Raw genomic sequence first — 3,627 nt, 5'->3', positions numbered from 1 at the left:
GGTGGTGATGAGGGTGCGGGTTGTTGTTCGGAGGCGGTCTTCGCCGAGTTCGGGGCGTACGGCGTGGATGTGTTCGGCGGCAAGGGCGGCGAGCGCGGTGTGCGCGTCCGCGGCCGGTCCGGACGGTCGGCGAGCAGCAGGGTCAGGTGCTGGTGCCAGAACCGGTATGCACCGATCCGGTAGCGGGCGCCGGGCGCGGCGGTCTCGGAGATCCGGACCAGGTCGAGGTGGGCGAGCAGATAGTCCAGGTAGGCGTCGACGAAGGCGCGCAACCGGTCGCGGGCGGGCGCAGGCGCGTCGGCCGGTCCCGGCCCGAGCGGCGGCGGACCGAACAGGATCGCCGACTGAAGCCCGCGTTCCTGCTCGTCGAGGAGGGCGGTGGCGAGGCCGGCCTTGTCCCCGAAGCGCCGGAACAGGGTGCCCTTCCCCACGCCGGCGGCGGCGGCGACCGCGTCCATCGAGACCGCCTCCACGCCTCGCTCTCGGAAGAGTGTCGCGGCGGCGTCCAGCACGGCGGCCCGGTTGCGTGCCGCGTCCGCCCGTTCGCGCGGCGGCGCACCGCGCAGTTGCAGCAGCTCGGCGGGTGGGGTGGCGGAAGCGGACTGCGGTCCGCTATCGTTCCGAGGCATAACCGGACTCTAGTCCACTTATCTTGGAGGTTGCCATGACCGCTCGGATCAGCCGTGACGAACTGCGTACTGCCATCGAGGCCGGCACCGTGACGGTCGTTGACGCCCTCGGCGGCGAGTACTACGCACGACAGCACCTCCCGGGCGCGATCCCGCTGGTCGAGGCCGAGGTGGCCGAGCGGGCCGGCGAGCTGCTGCCGGCCCGGGACGCCACCATCGTCACCTACTGCTCGAACCCGTCCTGCCCGAACAGCGGCCGAGTGGCCGACCGGCTCGCCGCGCTGGGCTACACCGACGTCCGCAAGTACGCCGAGGGCATCGAGGACTGGGTGGCCGCCGGCCTGCCCACCGAATCGGGCGCCCTCGCCCGGTGAACCGCAGCCGGGGTACGCGTCGGTCGCGTACCCCGGCCGGCCGGTCAGGACGGCAGCGGGGTGAGGCGGGTGCGGGGGCCGGCGCGCAGCACGCCGGAGGGGAGCTTCTTGCCGACCAACTCCTCGGCCAGCTCGGCCGCCTCGATCAGCGCGTCCAGGTCGATGCCGGTGTCGATGCCCATGTCGTGCAGCATGTGCACCGCCTCCTCGGTGGCCAGGTTGCCGCTGGCCCCCGGGGCGTACGGGCAGCCGCCGAGGCCGCCGACGCTGGCGTCGAACTCGGTGACACCCAGCTCCAGGGCGGTCAGCAGGTTGGCCAGGGCGGTGCCCCGGGTGTTGTGGAAGTGCAGCAGCACCGGGATGTGCGCGTTGCGGTCCCGTACGGCGGTGACCAGCTCGCGGACCCGCCGGGGCGTACCCATGCCGGTGGTGTCGCCGAACGCGACCCGGTCCGCGCCGTCGCGGACGACCCGGTCGACGATGCCGGCCACCCGCTGCGGGTCGATGTCGCCCTCGTAGGGGCAGCCGAAGCTGGTCGCCACGATCACCTCGGCCCGGGCGCGGCGCCGTGCAGCAGGTCGATCAGCTCGGCGATGTCGTCCAGCGACTCCTCGGTCGAGCGGTTCACGTTGCGCCGGTTGTGCGTGTCGCTGGCCGAGACGACCACCTCGATCTCGGTGAACCCGGCCGCGAGGGCCCGCTGCGCACCCCGGGTGTTGGGCACCAGGGCCGAGTAGCGCACCCCGTCGGCCCGGGTGGCGCGCTGCCACACCTCGTCGGCGTCGGCCATCTGCGGGATCGCCTTCGGGTGCACGAACGACACCGTCTCGATCCGCTGGACGCCGGTGCCGGAGAGCGCGTCGAGCAGCCGCACCTTGGCGTCGGTGGGGATCGGGTCCTCGTTCTGGAGCCCGTCCCGCGGCCCGACCTCACGGATGGAGACGAAGTCCGGCAGTTCCGCCATAAGGGGTCACCTCACTGTGACGTAGTGCTGTGGGGGTCTCCCCCCAGCATCCCACCCGCCGCTTCCCGGGGGTCGATCATGAGGTTGACCGGGGCGATCCGCCGGCCAACCTCATGATCAACGCGAACAGGCGGGGTCAGCGCATGCGGGAGACGATGCCGGTGTCGTAGTCGCCGGAGAGGAACTCCTCGTTCTCCAGGAGTTCGGCGAAGAAGGGGAGGTTGTTCTTCGGGCCGGCCAGTTCGAAGGCGGCGACGGCCCCCTTGGCGCGCGCGATGGCCTCGGCGCGGGTGGCGCCGCTGACGATGAGCTTGGCCATCAGGCTGTCGTAGAACGGGGTGACCGTGTTGCCCTCGATGTAGCCGGAGTCGACGCGGACGCCCTCGCCGGTCGGCTCGACCCAGGTCTTGATCGCGCCGGGCCCCGGCAGGAAACGCTTCGGGTCCTCGGCGTTGATCCGCAGCTCGATGGCGTGCCCGCGCGGGGCGAGCGCGTCCGGGTCGAACGTCGGTGCCAGGCCGGCCGCCACCCGCAGCTGCTCCTCCACCAGGTCCACGCCGTAGACCAGCTCGGTCACCGGGTGCTCGACCTGGAGGCGGGTGTTCATCTCCAGGAAGAAGAACTCGTTCGTGGCCGGGTCCAGCAGGCACTCCACGGTGCCGGCGTTGCGGTAGCCGACCGCCTCGCCGGCCCGTACCGCCGCCGCCAGGAACCGCTCGCGCAGCTCCGGGGAGACCGCCGGCGACGGGGACTCCTCGACCAGCTTCTGGTTGCGCCGCTGCACCGAGCACTCCCGCTCGCCCAGCGCCACCACCCGGCCGTCGGCCAGGCCGAGGATCTGCACCTCGACGTGGCGTACCCGGGGGAAGTACCGCTCGATCAGCACCGAGCCGTCGCCGAACATCCGCTCGGCGAACGAGCGCACCTTGTCGTACTCGGTGCGCAGCGCGGTCTCGTCGGTGGCCACGCCCATGCCCATGCCGCCGCCACCGGCCGCGGCCTTGACCATCACCGGGTAGCCGATCTCCGCGGCGGCCGCGACCGCCGCGTCCAGGTCGGCCGCCGGGTCGGTGGTGCCGGGCGCGACCGGAACGCCGGCCGCCGCCATCAGGTTCCGGGCATTGATCTTGTCGCCCATCGCGGTGATCGCGTCCGCGCGGGGCCCGACCCAGATCAGGCCGCTGGCCTCGACGGTACGGGCGAAGTCCGCGTTCTCCGACAGGAAGCCGTAGCCGGGGTGGATCGCCTGCGCGCCGGTCGACTTGGCGGCGGCGAGGATCGCCTCGACGTTCCGGTAGCTCTGCGCCGGGTTGGCCGGGCCGACGCAGACCGCCTCGTCGGCCTCGGTGACGAACGGCAGGCCGGCGTCGGCCTCCGAGTGCACCGCGATCGCGCGGATACCGAGCCGCTTGGCGGTACGGATGATCCGGCGGGCGATCTCGCCCCGGTTGGCGACCAGCAGCGACTCGATCATGTTTCCTCCCGACGTCCAGGGGTGGGGACGGGTGCCAGGTAACCACGAGCCGCCGGTTACTCACGAGTCGCCCGCCCCCCACCGGCGTGGTGATCAAGAAGTTTGCGTCGGCTTGAGCCGGATTCCTGACCCAAACTTCTTGATCAACCGAGGCGGGCGGGGAGGCGCGGGGCGGCACGGGCGGCG

At 72.3% G+C, this 3,627-nt stretch carries 3 protein-coding genes and 1 pseudogene; 1 reads left to right on the top strand and 3 read right to left on the bottom strand.

Features of this window, described 5'->3' with window-relative positions:
- Positions 1–629, bottom strand: a 629-nt coding sequence (locus tag JNW89_RS30970; protein WP_238451772.1) for a TetR/AcrR family transcriptional regulator, incomplete at its 3' end; no start/stop codon positions are given.
- 35 nt (positions 630–664) lie between these two features.
- On the opposite strand from JNW89_RS30970, the gene JNW89_RS30965 reads away from it, so the two are divergent.
- Complete coding sequence (locus JNW89_RS30965; protein WP_238451771.1) at positions 665–1,003, top strand: rhodanese-like domain-containing protein; 339 nt, start codon at positions 665–667, stop codon at positions 1,001–1,003.
- A gap of 44 nt (positions 1,004–1,047) precedes the next feature.
- On the opposite strand, the pseudogene JNW89_RS30960 reads toward JNW89_RS30965, so the two are convergent.
- Positions 1,048–1,958 (bottom strand): annotated as a pseudogene (locus JNW89_RS30960) (hydroxymethylglutaryl-CoA lyase).
- Positions 1,959–2,103: 145 nt separating this feature from the next.
- Entirely contained in the window at positions 2,104–3,441 is a 1,338-nt protein-coding gene (locus JNW89_RS30955) for an acetyl/propionyl/methylcrotonyl-CoA carboxylase subunit alpha (protein WP_238451770.1), read from the bottom strand.
- Positions 3,442–3,627 lie beyond the last annotated feature (186 nt).

This window comes from Micromonospora sp. 4G55 (assembly GCF_016803375.1).
The sequence above is the reverse complement of the archived record's forward strand: the minus strand, read 5'-3'. Positions and strand labels throughout refer to the sequence as shown.

Excerpts from the sequence above, each read along its gene's own strand:
- JNW89_RS30965 (WP_238451771.1), top strand. The coding sequence starts at position 665 with ATGACCGCTCGGATCAGCCGTGACGAACTGCGTACTGCCATCGAGGCC.
- JNW89_RS30955 (WP_238451770.1), bottom strand. The coding sequence starts at position 3,441 with ATGATCGAGTCGCTGCTGGTCGCCAACCGGGGCGAGATCGCCCGCCGG.